The 19289-nt window shown below is 61.1% G+C and carries 16 protein-coding genes, 1 tRNA gene and 3 pseudogenes; 13 read left to right on the top strand and 7 right to left on the bottom strand.

Features of this window, described 5'->3' with window-relative positions; translation table 11 throughout:
- Positions 1 to 109 precede the first annotated feature (109 nt).
- Positions 110 to 1087, top strand: coding sequence for a DUF7537 family lipoprotein (locus tag NO363_RS13955; protein WP_256685911.1), 978 nt, complete (start codon positions 110 to 112; stop codon positions 1085 to 1087).
- Between the two features lie 70 nt (positions 1088 to 1157).
- Positions 1158 to 2402 carry an MBL fold metallo-hydrolase gene (locus NO363_RS13950; RefSeq protein WP_256685909.1) on the top strand — a complete coding sequence of 415 codons (1245 nt, stop codon included), beginning with the start codon at positions 1158 to 1160 and terminating at the stop codon, positions 2400 to 2402.
- On the opposite strand, the gene NO363_RS13945 is transcribed toward NO363_RS13950, so the two are convergent.
- Complete coding sequence (locus tag NO363_RS13945) at positions 2403 to 3371, bottom strand: oxidoreductase (RefSeq protein WP_256685908.1); 969 nt, start codon at positions 3369 to 3371, stop codon at positions 2403 to 2405.
- An 87-nt stretch (positions 3372 to 3458) separates the two neighbouring features.
- Between NO363_RS13945 and NO363_RS13940 the strand changes: the two genes are divergently transcribed.
- Entirely contained in the window at positions 3459 to 3851 is a 393-nt protein-coding gene (locus NO363_RS13940; protein WP_256685907.1) for a hypothetical protein, read from the top strand.
- A gap of 36 nt (positions 3852 to 3887) precedes the next feature.
- Here NO363_RS13940 and NO363_RS13935 read toward each other — a convergent pair whose 3' ends face one another.
- From NO363_RS13935 to NO363_RS13925, 3 genes are all read right to left on the bottom strand, one after another.
- Complete coding sequence (locus NO363_RS13935; protein WP_256685906.1) at positions 3888 to 4172, bottom strand: DUF6360 family protein; 285 nt, start codon at positions 4170 to 4172, stop codon at positions 3888 to 3890.
- Between the two features lie 6 nt (positions 4173 to 4178).
- Positions 4179 to 5951: a nitrite/sulfite reductase gene (locus tag NO363_RS13930; protein WP_256685905.1), complete on the bottom strand. Its 1773-nt coding sequence runs from the start codon at positions 5949 to 5951 to the stop codon at positions 4179 to 4181.
- An 83-nt stretch (positions 5952 to 6034) separates the two neighbouring features.
- A complete protein-coding gene (locus NO363_RS13925; RefSeq protein ID WP_256685904.1) occupies positions 6035 to 6373 on the bottom strand; it encodes a DUF8134 family protein in 339 nt (112 codons plus the stop codon).
- 289 nt (positions 6374 to 6662) lie between these two features.
- Here NO363_RS13925 and NO363_RS14230 point away from each other — a divergent pair, with 289 nt between their 5' ends.
- From NO363_RS14230 to NO363_RS13915, 3 genes are all read left to right on the top strand, one after another.
- Positions 6663 to 6779, top strand: a complete 117-nt coding sequence (locus NO363_RS14230; protein WP_007740584.1) for a DUF8595 family protein — start codon at positions 6663 to 6665, stop codon at positions 6777 to 6779.
- 55 nt (positions 6780 to 6834) lie between these two features.
- Positions 6835 to 7524, top strand: coding sequence for a DUF7119 family protein (locus tag NO363_RS13920; RefSeq protein WP_256685902.1), 690 nt, complete (start codon positions 6835 to 6837; stop codon positions 7522 to 7524).
- A gap of 29 nt (positions 7525 to 7553) precedes the next feature.
- Positions 7554 to 7627: transfer RNA gene (locus NO363_RS13915), tRNA-Lys, on the top strand.
- A 158-nt stretch (positions 7628 to 7785) separates the two neighbouring features.
- Here the strand turns inward: NO363_RS13915 and NO363_RS13910 are convergent.
- Complete coding sequence (locus NO363_RS13910) at positions 7786 to 8772, bottom strand: DUF8231 family protein (protein WP_256685901.1); 987 nt, start codon at positions 8770 to 8772, stop codon at positions 7786 to 7788.
- 104 nt (positions 8773 to 8876) lie between these two features.
- On the opposite strand from NO363_RS13910, the gene NO363_RS13905 reads away from it, so the two are divergent.
- The 5 genes and pseudogenes from NO363_RS13905 to NO363_RS13885 all read left to right on the top strand — a co-directional run bounded on the left by NO363_RS13905 (position 8877) and on the right by NO363_RS13885 (position 15472).
- Positions 8877 to 9257 (top strand): Rid family detoxifying hydrolase, encoded by a 381-nt coding sequence (locus NO363_RS13905; protein WP_256685899.1) that lies wholly within the window; start codon positions 8877 to 8879, stop codon positions 9255 to 9257.
- Positions 9258 to 9268: 11 nt separating this feature from the next.
- The gene (locus tag NO363_RS14175) at positions 9269 to 9613 is read left to right on the top strand and encodes a PIN domain-containing protein (protein ID WP_502306397.1); all 345 of its coding nucleotides are present in this window, start codon (positions 9269 to 9271) and stop codon (positions 9611 to 9613) included.
- Between the two features lie 449 nt (positions 9614 to 10062).
- A pseudogene (locus NO363_RS13895) lies at positions 10063 to 11189 on the top strand (tyrosine-type recombinase/integrase).
- 100 nt (positions 11190 to 11289) lie between these two features.
- Positions 11290 to 13962, top strand: a complete 2673-nt coding sequence (locus NO363_RS13890) for a penicillin acylase family protein (protein ID WP_256685897.1) — start codon at positions 11290 to 11292, stop codon at positions 13960 to 13962.
- Positions 13963 to 14401: 439 nt separating this feature from the next.
- On the top strand, positions 14402 to 15472 hold the full coding sequence (locus tag NO363_RS13885; protein ID WP_256685895.1) for a YncE family protein: 1071 nt from the start codon (positions 14402 to 14404) through the stop codon (positions 15470 to 15472).
- 172 nt (positions 15473 to 15644) lie between these two features.
- Here NO363_RS13885 and NO363_RS13880 read toward each other — a convergent pair whose 3' ends face one another.
- Positions 15645 to 16739, bottom strand: coding sequence for an MFS transporter (locus tag NO363_RS13880; protein WP_256687985.1), 1095 nt, complete (start codon positions 16737 to 16739; stop codon positions 15645 to 15647).
- 571 nt (positions 16740 to 17310) lie between these two features.
- Here NO363_RS13880 and NO363_RS13875 point away from each other — a divergent pair.
- Positions 17311 to 17531 (top strand): annotated as a pseudogene (locus NO363_RS13875) (IS5/IS1182 family transposase); the annotation flags it as partial.
- 102 nt (positions 17532 to 17633) lie between these two features.
- Positions 17634 to 18806, top strand: coding sequence for an ISH3 family transposase (locus NO363_RS13870; protein WP_256685615.1), 1173 nt, complete (start codon positions 17634 to 17636; stop codon positions 18804 to 18806).
- A gap of 267 nt (positions 18807 to 19073) precedes the next feature.
- Here NO363_RS13870 and NO363_RS13865 read toward each other — a convergent pair.
- Positions 19074 to 19270 (bottom strand): annotated as a pseudogene (locus NO363_RS13865) (transcription initiation factor IIB 2); the annotation flags it as partial.
- Positions 19271 to 19289 lie beyond the last annotated feature (19 nt).

The raw sequence follows: 19289 nt of genomic DNA, 5'->3' as shown, positions 1-19289 counted from the left end.
GGTCGGCGTTCAAAAGCGTATTGAAAGCTTCACGGCGGGAACGTCACGGATAGCGAACACGATCCACGACCAGCAGATTAATATTTACCCGGGCTGCAGACGATAACCAATGACACGACGGACGATTCTCACGGGGGTCGTCATCGCGCTCGTGCTACTGGCGGGCTGTAGCTCGTTCGCGAACGACCCGGCCGAATCCACCGCTACCAACGGAACGACGGCCGCCACGGAAACGCCGGCACCGACGGCAGAGACGACCGCCGCCACAACGACGGTATCGACGGCGACAGCAACCGCGACGGCAACCGAGACGGCGACCGCAACGGCAACGGCCACGCCGACAGCGACACCGACCGCGACGGCAACGCCAACACCGACAGAAACCGCCACGCCGACCGAGACGGCGACAACGACGAGCGCGACCGATGAATCGGCAGCGTCGGCCGCCGGACCCGAGCCGCCGCTGGACGCTGGAAGCATCGCCAGCGGACACGTCGAGGGGCTCAGAGCCGCCGGCAGCTTCTCGATCAGCGATAGCGAGACGATCCAAGGCGGGGAGGGTGACGGAACCAACGATCGCAGCGGCCGGGCCGATCTCGAAGCGAACACGGCCCGATTGACGTCACAGCCGACCGACGAGGCGACCCGCCACAGCTACGCCGAGGGGGCGACGGCCTACGAGAAAACGGAGTACGAGAGCATGGAGCCCCAGTTCGAGACGTCGGAGCTCGGCCGGCCGCTCGCCGAGAGCCTGCTCACCGCAACCGAGATCCAGGAGACCGTCCGGGCGGTCGACTACGAGCGTTCAGGCAGCGTCACGCGCGACGGCCGCGAACTCGCCGTCTACGTCGCCAACGGCACCGACAGCCTCAGTACCGAGGTGCTGTTCCGCGGCGAGGACGTCTCCGCGTTCAGTTCGACGCTCGTCATCGACCCCGAGACGGGCATCGTCCACACGCTGAAAACCGAGCGCACGACCGACCAGCTGAGTGCCGGCGAGCCGAACACGATCGTCGAAACCCTCGAATTCTCGGATGTCGGCTCGACCAGCGTCGAGCAGCCCGGCTGGGTCGACGACCTGAAGTAGCGAAACGGGAGCGAAGAATCGACGAGATCGGACCGACGGGCCGAAAGCCCGCAGCCGTGAAGAGTGACCAATGAACGTCGAATTCCTCGGCGGCGCGCGCGAAGTCGGCCGGAGCGCGGTGCTGATCAACGGCGAGCTGTTGCTCGATTACGGGATGAAGAGCGGGACGCCGCCGGGCTATCCGGTCGGCTCAGTCGATCCGGAAGCGGTCGTCGTCTCGCACGGCCACCTCGATCACGTCGGTGCCGTGCCCGCACTGCTGTCGGGCGACGAACGCCCGACGATCCACTGGACGCCGCCGACACGCGAGCTCGCGATGACGCTCGCCCGCGACACGCTCAAACTCCACGGCGGAACCTACGGCTGTCCGTTCACCGAGACCGAACTGCGGCGGCTCACGCAGGTCTCGGAGACCCACGATTACGGCGAGTCGTTCACGGCCGCCGGCCACGAGATCACGCTCTACGACGCCGGCCACATCCCCGGCAGCGCACACGTCCTCGTCGACGACGGCGAGACACAGCTCTGTTACACCGGCGACTTTCACACCGGTCATCCGGACCGCGGCCAGCGCCTCGTCACCCCCTCGACCGCCCGACCCGACGCCGACGTCGTGATCTGCGAGAGCACCTACTCCGACACCGAACACGACCCTCGTGAACAGGTCGAGGAACGCTTCGCCGAGAGCGTCAGGCGAACCCTCTGGAACGGCGGGACGGTCGTCGTGCCGGCCTTCGCCATCGGTCGCACGCAGGAGCTACTCCTGGTCTGTGAAGCCCACGACGTCGACTGCTACGTCGACGGGATGGGCAAAGAAGTGACGGAGATGTGTCGACGACACCCCTCGTTCGTTCGCGATGGTGACGCGCTCGATCGGGCGGCGGGCCACGCCCGGTTCGTCACTGGTCGCGACGGCCAGCGCGAGCGCATCGCCGCCGAGAACACGGCGATCGTCACCACCAGCGGGATGCTCTCGGGCGGGCCGGCGATGTCGTACATCCCCGAGATCCGAGCGGACCCGACGAACCTGATCGCCATGACCGGCCACCAGGTCGCCGGCACCCCCGGTCACGAACTGCTCGACACCGGGCGCGCGGAGATCGACGGCCGCGTGATGGCCGTGAGCGCACGGGTCGAGGCGTACGATTTCTCGGCACACGCCGACCGCCGCGGCCTGCTCGCGTTCCTGGACTCGTACCGCGATGCGACCGTACTCTGCGTCCACGGTGACCGCTGTCCGGCTTTCGCCGACGAACTGCAGGAGGAGGGATTCGACGCGAGCGCACCCGAGCGCGGCGAGCGGGTCGATCTCTGATCAGTTCGAATCGAGATCGTAGTGCACGCCGGTCAGGTTTTCGGAGACGTCCCAGAGCCGTCCGGCGGTCCTCTCGTCGTACGAACGCTCGCTGGAGCGCTGTGTCTCGGGCTGGCCGCGCAGGTTCCCGACCCCGCCCGGGCCGACGTACTCGCCGCCGTCGACGTCGTCGGCAGTCGCGGCGTAGAGCAAGGGGAGCACGCCCGTCGCGGCGTCCTGACCGATCACGGCGTTGGCGATCTTCATTCCCAGCAGCCCGAGCGTGGAGCCCGCCTGCTCCGGCCCCCGCTTCTGGAGGTTCGTATCGGCGTAGCCAGGATGGCAGGCGACGCTCGAAACGCTCTCGACGCCCGACGCTCGGAGGCGGCGCTGGAGCTCGTAGGCGAACAGCACGTTCGCGAGCTTGCTCTGGCCGTAGGCGGCCCACTTGTCGTACGACTCCTCGCGCTGGCGATCGGCGCTGCGCGCTACGCTATCGAAGTCGATCGTGCCGTTCTCGTGGAGCGCGCTCGACTGGGTGACGACGCGCGTTTCGCCCTCGGTGTCGCGGAGCTCGTCGAGCAGCAGGCCCGTGAGCGCGAAATGGCCCAGATGGTTGACGCCGAACTGCGTCTCGAAACCGTCCGTCGTTTCGCCGTACGGGATCGCCATCACGCCGGCGTTGTTGCAGAGCACGTGGAGTCCGTCGTGCGTATCGGCGAAGCTCGTCGCGAACGCACGGATCGACGCGAGATCGGCGAGATCGAGTTCGATCACCGTCAGTCGAGTGTCGGGAGCCACCTCCCTGATGCGTTCGCCCGCATCGACACCGCGCTCGACGCTCCGACAGGCCAACACGACGTCCGCGCCGTGGCTCGCGAACGCTTTTGCCGCCTCGAAGCCCAGCCCGCTGTTCGCGCCGGTGACCACGACGGTTCGATCGCTCAGATCGCCCATCCGCTCGGTCGTCCAGTCGCCGTTAGCGGTCATGGCCGCCCTGAGAGTGGCCCGCGGAAAGCGGTTGGCGTTGCGGCGACCGCACCAAACGTTTTGGTCACTCTCGGCGATGGAGAGGGTATGGACGACCAGCAGGGACCGGACGAGGACGAACGGGCGGCGCTCCACGATCTCCAGCTCGGCATCGAACATCTCCACCGGAGTTACGGCCACCTGCTCGCCTTCCACCACGCGGTCGGCCGCGGCATGAACCGCTTCGACGACGCCCGCGAGACGCTCCGTGCGAGCGGACACGACGAACACGCCGACGCGCTCCGCGACGACCTCCTCCCGGCGGGCGTCGTCGACGGGCAGTGGACCTACGAACTGGTCGAGGCGTTCGTCGACGAGTTCCTCGGTCCCGTCGACGAGTTCGAGGCGGACGTCCGCGAGGAGCTGGCCGACGGTCGACGCCACGTCACCGAAGATCGCCAGCGACGGGCGTGGCGCGAGCGCAGCGAGAAGGACTGGTAACGAGGAGTAAGCGGGGCAAACCGAAGAGGTCGAGATTCAGTCGTCGGTCGCGCCCTCGACCGTCGCGGCACGGTCTTCGAGCGCGGTGGCGACCGTGCGGGCCTGCTCGGGCGTGAGTTCGATCTCGTCGGCGTGGGCCGGCACGGCGTCGAGATCGGTGTTGTCGAGTTCGAGCTGGAGTTTCACCGCATCGGGATCGTTGCGGTCGGCCGTGACGTTCAGCACCGCGAGCGCGTGCTCCTCGAAACCGTGGCCCTCCGCTCGCCCATCGAGCAGATCGAGCGTCGTGTAGGCGTTGACCTTCAGGATACGATCGCTCATCGACGATCAGTCGTCGGCGGTGATCGGCGTACCGTCGGCGCGGGCCGGCGTCGGCCGGTCGTCCATCTCGTCCTCCTCGGCGTAGGGATACCACGTCATCTTCGTGTTGTGCATGTACGGGTCCGCGTAGTCGGTCTCTTCGGGCTCGGCGAGTTCCTCCAACTCCTCCTCGTCGCGCGCGGCGATGAACTCGCGGAAGCTCTCATCGCCGGATTCCTCCTCGTAGGCCGCGAGTACGTTGCGGATGTAGCCCGGCACCTCGTCGGCCGCGACGCGCATCGCGATCCAGTCGGCGAAGTGGGGATCCTCGCCCAGCCCGCCGCCGAGCCCGATGTCGAACGCCTCGACCGGCTCGCCGTCCTTTCTCGTCTTCATCCCACGAAGACTGATGTCGGCGATCTGTGGCTGGGCACAGGAGGCGGTACAGCCCGAGAGATGGATGTGGAAGTCCTGGATTCCCTCGGGAAGCGCGACGTTCTCCTTCAGCCAGCGGGCGTACCGGACCTGCCGGTTCTTCGTCTCGACGATCGACAGCGAGCAGAATTCGGTACCCGTGCACGCGATCGACCCGCGCATGAACGGATGCGGGTCGGGTGAGTAATCCTCCAGGAGCGGTTCGTCGAGGAACGCGTCGAGACTCCCCTCGGGAACGTCGGTGACGATGACGTTCTGGCGTTGCGTGAGTCGCACCTCACCGGAGCCGTACTCGTCGGCGAGGGCAGCGAGCTCGTGGACGTCGTCGACACCCATCCGCCCGACCATGACGTTCAGGCCGACGTAGTAGTTGCCGTCGGGCTGTTCGTGGACGCCGATATGGTCGCCGTGTTCGTCCTGTCGGCCCGCGTTGTAGGTGTATTGGTCGCGGAGATCCTCGCCCGCCGAGGGGAGTTCGTAATCGACGTACTCCTCCTGAAGGGTGTTCCGGATCTTCTCGGTGCCCCACTCGTCGACGAGGAACTTGATGCGGGCGTTGAACCGGTCGTCGCGGTCGCCGTAGTCACGGAACAGCGCGGACATCCCTGCCGACACCTTGGGGGCGTCCTCGGGCGTGCAGAACACGTCGATATCGCGGGCGAAGCGGGGTTCCTTCCGCGAGAGACCGCCGCCGACGCGGACGTTGAACCCCATCGTCTCCTCACCGTCGATCTCCTTTTCCGCGGGCTCGAACGCGAGATCGTTGATATCGCCCTGGCCACAGCCCTCGTCACAGCCCGTCACCGAGACCTTCCACTTCCGGGGGAGGTTCTCGTAGGCGTCGTTGCCCTTGAACTCCTCGTGGAGCTGCTCGGCCACCGGCCACGCGTCGACGTGTTCGTGTTTGTCCTTGCCGGCGACCGGGCAGCCGACGATGTTGCGCCAGGAGTCGCCACAGGCCTGCATGGTCGATAACCCATTGGCTTCGAGTTTGTCGAAGATCTCGGGCACGTCCTCGATCCGGATCCAGTGGAGCTGGATCGACTGGCGCGTGGTCCAGTCACAGTACGCGCCGCCGAACTCGGGATTGTCGGCCGGGCCGCGGGCGTACTCGTCGGCGATATCGGCGACCACCTCCAGCTGGCCCGGTTCGAGCACGCCGTTGGGCGTCCCGATCCGCATCATGAAGTAACTCTCCTGGCCGTTGCGCTGGTGGTACAACCCCCACCATTTGAACCGCTCGAACCAGGCATCGTGTTCGTCGTCGGGGATCGACTCCCAGCCCTCCTCGGCGAACTCGAAGAGATGCTCGCGGATCTCCTCGCCGTAGACCTCGTCCTTCCAGCCTTCGACGTTGGTCGACATACCGTCGCAACGACCCCGACTCCTAAACCCTCCTCCGTGGTGTCAAACCTCCCCGCGTCTCGGTAAACGAGGAAAGAATTGCTTCATTCGGGCGACGCCGGACGGGCGAGTCGGCTGCGTCGACACGGGATATGGACGCTCTCGGGCACGACGGGGCGAAACTCGCCGTCGAGCACGCGACCGACGGCGAGCCAGTCGGTGACGCCGCTCGCGCCACAGGCGATACACTGACCGGCGATGCGCGCCTCGATATCGCGCGTGTCGACGCCGACCTCGACGAACCCCTCGGCGAGGAAATCGGCCATCTCACAGCCACAGAACTCCTGTCTGGCGAGTCGCCAGAGGTTGCTCACGCTCACCTCGCGGCTGTCGTTGACGCTGATCCACGCGCCGGCGTCGAGCTGATGGACGTCGATCGACACGGCTGCTCTTTCACCCCTATCACACTATGTCTGTCGCCCGCTTCCCACAGGAATCGTGGTGACGCACGGTTTCGAGAAAACTGCATGAAAGCGACCGTATTGGTCGATGAGGTGCGTCGAAGACACAGGCAGCAGTTGCCGAGAGATGAGAGCCGGGGTAGCGCTTACGGGTGAGCGCGTGCTTATCCTGGAACGACCCTTACCTGGGATCGATGTCAGATACCGACGGCGCGCGTCAGCACGTTTCGGCCGACGTCGCGCCAGAGCTGTACGACTCGGAGGACGAACGATGAGCGAGGCCGAGGAGAGAGAGGAGGAGCCGTCGACCGATCACCTCGACGACGTCGCGGACGGCTGTGGCTGCACCGAGATCTGGGAACATCTCTCCGAGGAACGCGACGACTGAGCGTGGCACGGTCGCGCGACGAGGTGCTTTTGTCCGTTGGCGTTTCACATGGGATATGACCCCCGACGACGCAGCCGACGGGCCGACCGACCGCGAGTCACCCGTCGGCCAGCCGGTCGTCCGGGGTGATCCGACCTTTGCCGGCGAACACGCCCAGCAGGCGGTCCAGTTCGATCCCGACGATCCCGACAGCCTCGGGCGTGCCGCCGACATCGTCGAGCGCTTCGCCGACGATTCGATCGGGGCGGCCGACAGCGTCTACATGCTTCGCGGGGCGGCCGCGTGTGCCGCACTCGTCCGTGGCGAGGGCTCCTACAAGGCGGCCGCCGAGCGAGCCGACGAGGGCGTCACGGTCTCGTTCATCCGGAAATGGGCACGCGTCCACGACCTCCCGCGGCCGATCCGCCAGTACGTCGCCACCGGCGACATCGCCCCGACGGCAGCCAAGCATATCGCGCGCGTCACCGACCGATCCCGATATCTCCTCGCGTGGGCCGTGCTCGACGGCGATCTCACCGTCCGCGAGGTGCGCTCGGTCGCGAGCGCGATCAACGCCGGCACCGATCCCGAGGCGGTGCTCGACGCCCACGACGTCACTCTCGGCGAGATGACGCTGCGCCTCCCACGCGAGACCTACACCGATCTCAGACGCCAGGCCGCACGGGAAGGCGTCGATCCCGCAGTGCTGGTCGCGGAGGCGCTTGACGAGCAGTCGACCGATCCTGCAACCGCCGAACGGTACTGATTTACGGCCGCCGCCCTCAGTCGAAGCGAGGGCTGGTAGCTCAGTTAGGCAGAGCGTCTGGCTTTTAACCAGACGGTCGGGGGTTCGAATCCCTCCCAGCCCGCTGTTCTGCTAAACGACAATGAGAAGCCAATAGCGAACGCTGGAGGATTCGAACGACAAGCGAGTGAGTATGACGAGAGCAGGAACTATGAGGACGAAGCGACTCCGTAGCGCGAAACATCGATCGATGTCGAACGAGATCAGCGGCGGAGCGCTGGGTCAGCCTCTGACCGGCATATACGCCAGCGCGACGATGAGAATGGCGGCGAACAGGCTGATGATGACGATCCCCCAGAGACCGAGGATACGGTTGTTGAACTCGTCGAGTTTCGCCTGCTCGGCCTGATAGCCCGAGACGTTCTGTGAGAGCGTGACCGTGCTGTTGGTCGGGAACTGCGCGACGTACGTCGTCTCGCCGATCGTCGCGTTCTCGCCGTCCTTCAGCTCCGTCGAGCGAGTCAGATTGCCTTCCCACGCGAGCGTCGCGCCGCTGGTGTTGACGCTCGCGACGCTGGACGAGTTGTTCTCGTACGGGAACGAATCACCGACCGAGACGTTCCGAACCTCCGGCGTCGGGAGATACTCGTCGAGAGGCTGGGTCGTCCCGTTGCGGTAGCGGACGTACTGCGTGCCGTTCTCGCCGGTCAGCGCCACGTCGGCGACCGACGAGTCCTGCCGCAGGCGCTGGCTCGTCACGAACTCCTGACGAAGGGTGAACGACGAGACGTTGGTCGCGTTGCCACCGGACGCGTTCCCGCCCGAAGCGTTCCCTGCCGTGGCGTTCGGGATGACGACGCGGAACCGCGTTGCGGAGTCGTTGCTGGCCGTCTCGCCGGTCGCAAGGCTCGTTCCCGAACCACCGGAAGTAGCCGTCGCACTCGGCGAGGGGCTACCGGTACCGGTCCCGGCACCGCCGTCCGACCCGTTCGGAGCGGGGCGGTACTCGCCGTTCGCGAAGAGCAGTGACGAGTTGTTCGCGATTGACGTGGTGAACCGCGCCGATTCGTTGACCCGCGAGACGTTGCCTTCGCCGTCGTTGACGTTGACCGTCCACTCCGTGCCGCCGGCCGAAAGGGTATCGCCCTGCGAGTAGTTCTGTCCCGCGACCGATACCGACGGCTCCTGCGCCACCGTCGTCAGCGAGAACGCTCCAACGGCGACGAGGACGAAGAAGACGACGTAGATCGCCGCAGCCCGTCGTTGCATGTTCGCCAGAAACATTGCCGGTGGTATAATCGTTGCTTTTCGCCGGAGGACCGCGCGGGACGGCAACCAAAGCCATTAACATAGATCGGATGGATGACGGACACGTGAAACGAATCATCTCGACCGACGACGCACCGGCGGCCGTCGGCGCATACAGCCAGGCGGCGACGAACGACGACCTCGTCTTCACCGCGGGACAGCTCCCCTTCACCGCCGACGGGGACTCCCTCGCCGACGAATCGATCGCGACCCAGACCGAACAGAGCCTCGCGAATATCGAGGCCGTCCTCGCCGAGGAAGGGCTCGACATGGACGACGTGGTCAAAACCACCATCTTCCTCGCCGACATCGACGACTTCGACGAGATGAACGAAGCCTACGGCGACGTCTTTGACGACGAGCCACCCGCGAGAAGCGCCTTTGCCGTCGGCGATCTCCCGAAAGGCATCGGCGTCGAGATCGAAGCCATCGCCTCGGCGGACTAGAAGTCGACTGTATTCACCGTGCGCTCGAGGAAGGCTGGGCCGAAATCGTTGATGCACCCTCACCAGAAGATGCCGATGCGGTCACTGCCAGCGACATCGCACGGCGCGTTATTGCGAACGAGACCGGCCAGCCCGAACACGAGATCGAAAAGACTGATACGATTCTCGCTGGGCTAGTGATTCAGTATCTCCAAGACACGAGCGCGACAGATATCGGCGTTCTCACTGACGATATCCCGGCAAACCGTGAAATCGAGACCGCAGTTGACGAGTTGGGCTACGGGGATGCAATTGGCGTCTACGGTCTCTCAGATATCATCGGCGACGATGCGGATGATTCGCTGACCGTGATTTGACATCAAATGGATAGATCAAGGCGTCATGCATAGCGATCTGCAGAATGCAGGTTGGTGGAGATCGATATCCGTACGTCCCGACACGTCGTAACTCGCCAGCGGCTGTCTCGATCGTCCGCAAAATGGTTTGCTCACGCACTCATCTCCCGATCTGAATGGATTGAGGATTCGCAAGAATGGCGGCTCCAAATGGTTGAGGAATTGGTAAAACCTCAGTATCTCAGCATGCAGTTTATAGATGAAATTATAGTCGCTTCATGGTTTATGTGGGGCATATTCAGGCATTTGAGCGATTCTATGGTTTACTCGTGCTTAGTCCAATAAGAACACGTAGATTTATCCGAAGCCCCCGCCCTCTGCCACAGCACATCAGATGCTACGGCCCAGAACCAGGGTTACTCGCACCGAGAACAGTGCTCGAGCCAGCGAACGTAGCGGAGGCGCGTAGCGTGGTGTCGATCGATGCAGTCATCGAGGACTTCCTGACGGACAAAGGCAAAGGTCAGGGTGGCGAGAGCGGCAACTACCGCCAGGACGCGGTCGAGAGCTCGATCGGTTCGTCGAGTTCCTCACTGGCCACGAGGACAGTCCGACGACGTTCGACGAATTGGATTCGAGCCACCTCCGCGAGTACGCGCGTCATCTCACTCGGCAGGGCTGGACCGCGGGCACAATACGTACCTACTATGCGTACGTCTCGGTGTTCTGCGGGTGGGCCGTCCGTGAAGGTCACCTCGCCGAGAACGTCGCCCAGCGTCGCAACGCGACCGAACCTATCCCTGACGATGGAGGTCACAAGAGTGGCGAGCAGCAAGCGTGGTCAGCCGAAGATCGCCAGCAGCTCACTTCCTTCGTCGACGAACAGGTCAGCACTGCGATCGACGACGTTGGTGAGGACCGAGAAGCAGCGATCAAAACCTGTCGCGACCGTGCGCTCGTCTACCTCCTCTCGTACTCCGGCGTGCGAGGTGCGGAGATACTACGCAATCGCAGTGATGAACGACGTCAGGGTCTTCGCTGGGAAGACGTCCACCTCGAAGATCGCTACGCGACGGTGTTCGCGAAAAAGCAGCGTCTCGACGACCGAGGGCTTCCCAAGCCAGTGATTCACCCGTTGCAGATGTATCGGAAGGTGTTGGATGCACCGAGCGAGAGCTGGCCGGTATTTCCCTCGTTCCATCGCCCGACGCTCTCTCAGCAGGTGATGGACAGGCTGGATCGACGCGGATACACTGATACGGAAATCAATGAGATGCGCGCCGATCGTTCGCTGATCGAGAATTGCGTCGAGTACGGCATCGAACCACCGTCGATAACGACCGACGCCGGTCGGCACGTCCTCAAACGTCTCTGCGAGGAAGCAGGTATCGAACTCGATGACGGCGAGGAATATCTGATGCCTCACGGTGCCCGGCGCGGTGCTGGTGAAGTTCTCGTGCGTACGTCAGGGCAGGCGGCTGCTGCCCGAGCACTCGACAACTCTGAGGAGGTCGTTCGCGAGCATTACTCACATATTGAGGCTGGTGAACGTGCTGTCCAGATGACCGAAGCATTCGAAGAAACAGATCAACCGTAGTATTAGTGTTGGCCCCTGTACAATTAGTGATATCATATCAAACACCGGTCCTATGCGGGAACAATTACTCTATCAATGCGTATGGTAGGTAGTAACTGTCATGAAGCGACGAGCGTTTCTGGGTTCGGCTGGATCAATTGTCGGTGCTGGCCTCCTTTCGACAGGAACGGCGAGCGCTGGCGGCAACGATCCACTCGGGAGTGTCGAAATTCGGACGGACGAACACAATGTCAGCCACCTCTACAGCGACGACCTGTACGATCTCGTCTTCGCAAACGGATACGTGCAGGCACGCGACCGACTGTTCGAGATGGATGCGCTCCGGCATGTGGGGTACGGCGACAGCGCAGAGGTGATCGGCGAGGCACAGCTTCAGTCGGATATCGAAGTCCGACGCGACCTCTACAACGAAGAGGAAATCAAGCGTCAGTACGAGAATGCCTCGGAGCGGACTCAACAGATTCTCGAAGCGTTTGCCGACGGCGTCAACCGAAAAATGGTCGAGATGGGCGCATCTGCCCAACTCCCCGGCGAGTTCACCGCTCTCGCACACGCCCCCGAGCCGTGGAAACCCGAAGACTCCATCGCCGCGCTTAGCTATATGATCGGGCGGTTCGGCATCGGTGGCGGGACGGAACTCGACAACGCACGGACGCTCGCCCGCCTCCGGAAATCGTTCGACGACGATCGCGAGGCCTACAAAGCGTTCGGGGACCGCAACTGGCTGCGTATCCGTGATAACCACTACACCTCCATTCCCAAAGAAGACCTTACTGTTGATGGCGGAGAGGACGTACTTCCCTACGACGATGTTTCCGAAGAGCAGTTTCGGTACGTGGATGCTGCACTCGGCGCAGAGCCATGGGGTATCGAGAAGGACTTCTCGCTCGATGAATGGCTCAGTCGGGACGCAAAGGGTGCGATGAGTGGCTTCAAGTTCGGCAGCAACGCGCTCATCGTCGACGGTGAGCATACCGAGACGGGCAAGCCGATGCTCGCCGGCGGCCCGCAGATGGGATACTTCAAGCCGCCGGTCATTCATCAGATCGGACTCCACGGTGCAGGCTTCGACGTGACTGGTACCGGCGTCGTGGGCACCCCGGGTGTCATCATCGGTCGCACACCCGAGTTCACGTGGACGGTCACGAGCGGTCGCGACGATCAGGTCGATACCATCGCTGTCGATCTCCATCCCGACGACAAGCATCGGTACAAATGGAACGGCGAGTGGCACGAGATGACCACGGAGACAGTCAAACATCGCGCATCGATCCCTGCATCCATCGTCAACGGCGATCCCGACGTTCGGATCGTCGAACAGGAAGTCGCTCGAATCGAAGAAGACGGCGCAGTGATGCCCGTGGTGGCGTGGAACCCGGACGAACGGGTTGCGTGGTGTCAACGAACCACGACACGATACGAGGAGCTCGAAGGCGCGTTCATGTGGGCGACCCTCGGTAAGCGAGACGATCTCGACGGGTTCAAAGAACAGATCTCCGAGTTCCCATTCACGTTCAACTTTCACTATATCGACGACGAGAATATCTCCTTCATCCATACGGGGAAGGTGCCCGATCGCAACTCGTCGCTCGATCACCGTCTTCCCGCACCCGGATCGGCCCACGAGTGGAACGGAATGCAGGTCGGACTGGGGCTCGGCACCCACTACACGAATCCGTCGCGTGGCTACGTCGTCAACTGGAACAACGGCCCCTGTGCCGAGTGGCGTGCCGGTGACAAATCCCGCAACTGGGGCTCGATCCATCGGGCCGAACTGCTTGATCAATACACTCAGCAGGCGCTTGACGATGGTCCGCTATCACTCGATGATGTGGAGGGGGTCATCGACAGCGTTTCGATCCACGACGCTGCCGCGTCCTATACTGTCCCAGCACTCATCAAGGCTGGAAAGAACAGCGACGATCGCCAGTTGCAAGCGATGGCCGCGGAGATCGAAACGTGGAAAGAGACGAACTACGAGTGGCGCGACGAGAACGATAACGGCCATTACGATTCGGGCGGAATGGCAATCTGGGAAGAAACTCGACGAGAGCTCCAATCACTCGTGTTCTCGGATGAGCTTGGTGAACAGACGCCCTCACTTACGTTCGAGCCGCCACAGGCACGCCATGCTGGCGATCACGGCAACGCTGAGCAGGACACAGTACTCGTCGATGCACTTGCTGGCCGAACGACACACTCATGGTTCGAAGATGTCGACGAGCGTGGTCTCAGCACGGCCGAACGGAAACGTCGCCAGCGCTCCACGCTTACGGAAGCGCTCCAACGTGCTGGTCACACCCTCGAAGATCGCTATGGAAGCGCCGATCCCGCGAACTGGCAACGCGACGTGCGACAGTCCACGTTTCGGTCGCTCGGTGGCAGCACGCAGACGACCATCGATATGATCAATCGCGCCACGTACAATCAGGCGATCGCGATGGGGGAGGGACTCGATGGATCGAAACACGTTCTTGCCCCGAGCAATACCGGCTATCTTTCGTTTGGAGAGGTGCTATCCACTCGTATTTCGGGTGACGAGCCTGCCCGACTGACTGAACAACTTGATGAGTACGTTAACTTCGACTATATTCCCCATCCTTACACCCGCAAACAGGTCGAACAACTCGCAGTCAAAGAGCAAACCCTGCGGACTGCAAAGACATCGCTCAACGATCCGATCCAACCGAGCGGAACCCTTCCCACTGACGTCAAACGAGACGTAGTCAGTGACATGCAAACTGAGAAAGATGGGAACAAATCTGAAGAGTAGGAATTGATCGTTGAGATCTTCCGCCGCTGTTGCCGGAACGGAACACTGCTGGTTCATCAAACATGACCAGACACATCGATATCGACCGAGGATTCCGGACTTATATTTGGCGTTCTAGGGTAGCTCTTGAGCTATTTGCCGCGCAAGCTAGAGTGAATGCTTTAATCCACCTAGTATATCCGGAAATGGATATTACCTTCGTGAACATATAACACAGCGAAGCGGCCAAACTATGACCAAAACTACCGAAACGGACTGGGTATGGGTAAGCGAGAAACAAGACACGAATCGAGCGACTGACTCTACAGCCAGCCGTGAAGACCGTTCCAGTTCATCCCGACGGGCAGTCCTACGAAGCGGGGCCGCTATCGGAGCAACTGCCGCACTCGGCGGACTCGTCGGAGTAGCTGCCGGTGCCGAGACATCAGAACGGAACGTGATGTTCACCGGAAATGCAAAGGACGGAACGGTCAGCCTCTCCGACGCCGAAACCTTCGAGCCGATCAAGTCAATCGATACCTACCCGGACCAAAATAAAGAGGACAAGTTGGAAGATTCTCTTGACCATTCCACACCAAAACTGTTGAACACGTTCCTCCGAGAGAACTACCTAGAACACGCGAATGTCTCGCCGGACGGCCGGACGCTGTATGCTTCCCGGGGTCACGTTGGCGACATCCTGGCCATCGACATCGAGACCGGTGAGAAACTCTGGGAGACAGACCCCGTCACTCTCCGTACCGACCATCAGGTGATCTCCGATAACGGCGATTATCTCTATACCTCCGATCTCACCTCCAATCAGATCATCAAGATTGACGCCGATACGGGCACCATCGTAGGGAAAGTGTCCATTCGAAACTTTCCTCATGGCAACCACCTCCATCAAATCCCGAGCCTTGGGAACGAGAAGATGCTCATCAACGGTAGCCTTGGGAACATGGTCTATCCGGACTCCAATTGGGACCCCCTCCCGCACCAACTCTCGTTCGTCGACCCCGAGTCGATGCAAACGGTGCGTACGGTCGACTTCGAAAACGGCGTTCGTCCGTTTGCCATCACCGAAGACGGCCAGAAGATCTACGTACAGATTTCATATTTCCACGGATTCCACGAGTACGACACGAAGAAAGACCGAATAACCCGCACCCGATACCTGCCGAAGACCAACCACGTCCCAGAACGCGAGCGTGACTTCCCTGTCCAGTCGGCCCATCACGGTATCGGTCTCTCGGGCGACGGCAAGTACATCTATGTCGCCGGAACCACCTCGTGGTACGCTGCGATTATCCGCCGAGCCGACTTCGAGCTGGTCGAAACGATTCCAGTGGGCAAGTACCCCTACTGGGTGCAGACAACCCCCGACGGCGACCACGCATTCGTCCCGGTGAGGGGCGAAAACGAAATTTCGGTCATCAACTACGCGAATGCAGAAGAAGTTGCCCGCATCCCAGCCAGTGGCGGGCCACACGTGATAGAATCCGAGACAGTACCTGAAGAGGTTCTTTGAATCGGTACTGTTTTACTCGTGCTTAGCTCTCTAACCTCGAGTGTGAGTACGAAATTCGATTCGATGAACGGAGTGTATGTCTTTGAAAGCCACCGATATCGGATACCCTTATGTAACTCTGATCTTTTGAAATCGGCGAACTGTTACACAAGGTGAGCAGAACCGAGCCACTCTACTCTGTTTGATTGGGAAGTCGAAGAGTGAGTATCGTGACGATACCCATGAGAAGCGCCAACGCGAGATAGCCCTCGTCGAAGAAACCACGCTCGGCGACCGCGCCGAAGAGCACCGGACCTGTAGAAGCCAACAAAGAAGCGCTTGACCGGACAGCTCCCAGTCCAGTCCCTTCAATCTCCGGTGGAATCGTCTCCGAGAGGTACGACTGAGTGATTGCGCCCGAACCAAGCATCGAACTGATCAGAACCGTGTCCCCTGCGAGCAACCAAAAATTGGTGAGAAACGGCAGCAGAGCAAATCCGAGGATTGCTCCACCGAGGACGAGTGGCAGTGAGCGCCGAATACCGATCACATCGTATGCAACGCCAGCAAGCGGCTTGGCAGCGATCCCGAACGCGAAAAACAGACTGAACAACGCGCTTGCTGCCGTCGAGGAAAATCCCTTTTCGTGGATCAGATAGGTGGGATAAAACGCCGAGAACGTCTGTAGAACACCGATATACAAAAACAGAATAATCGCCATGATCACCAGTGTCGGATGGTAGAGCTCCCGAAGAACAGTCTTCGCCCGCTGGAGAGACAGTTCCGTGCGTGCTGTGTCCGACGAGACTGTTGATGGAAGAACTCGCCAGACAGCGATCGCAACAACGACGAGGAGGGGTACGACAAAGACAAGACCCACCTGCCATGTGAGACCGATGAGGACACCAGCAATCAACGGGAGGACTGTCTGTCCAGTGTCACCCGCTGCCATCGTTATTCCCAGCACACGACCGATGCGATCAGGGTAGAGATCCGAGAGAGCAGTAATCCGTGCGACCGGATACAGAGACAATCCGACACCGATCAGTCCGGTTGCAGCGAACAGGCTCCACGTCGACGGAGCGAGAACCACCAACGACACGGCACCAGCGACGATCATCAGCCCTGTTGTCAATATCGTCCGCTCACCGTATCGATCAGCCAGAACGCCACTTGGGACCTGACCGATCGCGTAGGTGACCCAGATAATCGTTACTAACAGGCCAGCAGTGGTGAGCGTAAGATCAAAGTTCTCGCTCAACGACGGCAACAACACTGGATAGATCATCCGAGTTCCGTTCAAGAGCCCCCATCCGAGAGCAATCGCGATTAGCTTCTTTCCTTTTCCATCGGACCACAGTGCGCCTATTTCCTGTTGTAGAGAAGGGAACGCGTCCATCAATTCCGGTCGTTCGCTCGTAACCAAGCTAGCTGCAAAACACTTGCAGTGCCAGCACAAAAATCCGGTTGTCGGATCGCGCTTTATCAGTGTATAGAGAGTGGGCCCAGGATTATTTGAGCTTTGTATAATGCTAAAAACAGAGATTCACGAGCTGGGAAAACATTGGGCACGATCTCATCAGCAGGTATTCCCACCCAGAGATGGCTTTTGAGAGCGAGATTCACTCAACGGGTAGCGCTCGAATCGGGACCGTAACAACAGTAAGTATCGATTGGAAAGTTCCAATCGCATGCTGAAGCCGTCAAGAGGCACTGTCTAGTTGAGGTGGCTTGAGGAATGCCTTGTTGCAGCGCTAGCTGAGACTGTTCTCAGCCGATTTCTCGGGTTTTTCGTGAGACATGTGGGGAATTGGACGCCGTCTTGCGGTATGAGGTCAAAACGACCACTAGCCCGATAGTGTAAGAAGCTTGCCAAGAAGTACGTCGACGACCCGGACGTACCCGCTGCGCCGAACGGCGACAGCGGGTACGCCGAGTGGGTCCAGATCGCTCTGATTCTGATGCGCATCGAACTCGACAAGAATCTCCGTGAGACCGAGGCGTTAACGATTCAACCGTTATCCTCGACGAATTCGCCCTCGAACGGGCACCACACTACAGTTCGTTCTGTCGATGGGAGTAGCAGTTCCGAATGCGAGCCCATTCTCGGTAGTTCCCAATCGAGTTGAGAGGCGGAGCTAAAGCGTCGGTCTGATTGCAGAAGATGTCTGGTTGGGTGAATGTGTTAGAATTACCGCAACCAGACGGCTTCCTTTCGGCGTGGGATGTCAAAGGTGTAGCGGCGGATGTGATCGGAGAGCTTCCCTTGCCAGGGATCGAGGGCTCGCCCCTCGATCCTGGCGACATCTGGTCCGTCGTTATCCTTGCCAGCACCAATCAGAGCTCCATTCGAGAGGTCTGTGCCGAGAATCACGAGGCTCCCTGTGACGATACTGTCTTCGAGTGGCTCCACACGCTCGATCGAGGCTGGCTCGAATTCGCCGCTAACCTCCTGTTCATGCAGTTGGCTATGACGATCCTCGACCCTGACCGGTCGAGGATCGTCTCCATCGATTTCGTCGATAACCCCTATCACGGCACCTACAGCGACGAGGTAGGCGAACTCTGTCGAATGAGCCCCAAAGACGGTACCACGACCTGCCACCGATACTGCACTGCTTACCTCGTCTCGAACGGGAAACCGATCACGCTCGCGATGACGTACGTCCGCAGCGACGAGAAGCAGGCCGACGCGGTCGAGCGCGTCCTCGACCGCGTCGAGGCCTATCCCTTCGAGATCGAGCTGCTACTGGCTGATTCGGGCTTCTACAACGAGCGCGTCATCCGCCGCTCACGAGAGATCGCCGCGACTGTCGTGCCGGTCGCCGAGAAAGGCGACCGGCTCGAAGAGAAGCTTGAGACGCACAAATCGTACATGACGACCTACCGGATGTACAAGGACAGCGAGCGGGAACTGCGCTTCCCGCTCGCAGTCTCTGTCTCGTATCAGAACGGCGATCGCGGCAAGCATGGTGAAGTGGTCCGAGGGTACGCGGCGTGCGATCTGGGCGATCGCACGCCTACACAGGTCGAACACTGCTACCGAAAGCGGTCAGCGATCGAATCGAGCTACCGTCTGTTTCGGAGTGCACGAGCGGTAACGTCGACGCAAGATCCGATCGTGCGGTTTGCGTTCGTGGTGGTGAGCTTTCTGCTGGAGAACCTGTGGTTGGTGCTACGATGGGCGGTCGTCGCCCGCCCTCGCCGAGGCGGGCGCGACCTGCCCGAGGAGTTCACGTTCTCGGTGTTCTGTGACTGGATTCGACACGCGTTGGAAGAAGAGTTGGAGCGGCGGTGGAAGATCGAGATGAATGGTGTCGGCGTGCCGGACGCATACACCGCGGCCGCGGGCTGAGGCCAGCCCGCGGCCTCGGGGGTGCCCTTCGTGAGCTCCAGCTGTTGGCTGGGTTCGTGAGGAGTCGATGCTGGGAAGCGTTGAGTACGCAGCGGCGCTTCTGACCTCCAGCCAACCGGTCCACTACGATGTTTACCTCGATAGCACACCGGTTCAGAGGAGATGTTGAGATTTCAGTTGGGAACTACCGATTCTGGTTTCGAAGCCGCCCATACAGAATTTCCCTACTATCGTCAAGCTGACTTACGAGACTTGTCGATCTTCGTCGATTTCGAGCCCTAACTCGCGGGTGAGGTGGCGATACGCTCGTGTGATCCGGAGATGCTCAATACGAGAAACAGCAGCGACTTCATCGAGTGATCGGGGGATATCGGCCTGTCACGCGGCGGCGTACACCGCAGCCGTACTCATCCCCCAGTCGACCGACCACGCAGCAAGTCTTCGTCAAGTGCCCGGCGGTAGACCGATGGTGTGACCGGACTC

Origin of the sequence: Halococcus qingdaonensis, assembly GCF_024508235.1 — an archaeon.
Taxonomy (GTDB): domain Archaea; phylum Halobacteriota; class Halobacteria; order Halobacteriales; family Halococcaceae; genus Halococcus; species Halococcus qingdaonensis.
The sequence above is the reverse complement of the archived record's forward strand: the minus strand, read 5'-3'. Positions and strand labels throughout refer to the sequence as shown.